This window comes from Planococcus sp. RAB007_Raresut (assembly GCF_057369535.1).
This window is the reverse complement of record NZ_JBXYIF010000178.1, coordinates 1-257: the sequence shown is the minus strand read 5'-3', so window position 1 is coordinate 257 and position 257 is coordinate 1. Positions and strand designations below refer to the sequence as shown.

At 50.6% G+C, this 257-nt stretch carries 1 pseudogene; it reads right to left on the bottom strand.

Features of this window, described 5'->3' with window-relative positions:
• A pseudogene (locus tag AC2Q9J_RS18190) lies at positions 1-155 on the bottom strand (phosphoribosylformylglycinamidine cyclo-ligase); the annotation flags it as partial.
• Positions 156-257: the final 102 nt, after the last annotated feature.

Here is a 257-nt window from a genome sequence, read left to right as displayed (position 1 = left end):
ATGTTCATCGAACCGAGGTCAATCATTGCTCCGAAACTACCGAGTCCTGTCATCACTTCCGGACGCATCGTCCTAGCAACATGACGTTTCATACGGGATACGGCCTCGTATCCTGCTTCTAAATTCACACCCGCTTGTTCATAACGAACGCTCATTGCATTTCCCCCTTAAGCCTTTGTCTCTGTCACGAGTTCTGCAAGTTCAGTCGGATAAAGTCCCGTGAAGCATGCAGCACACTGCCCGCGTAGTGCTCCTTC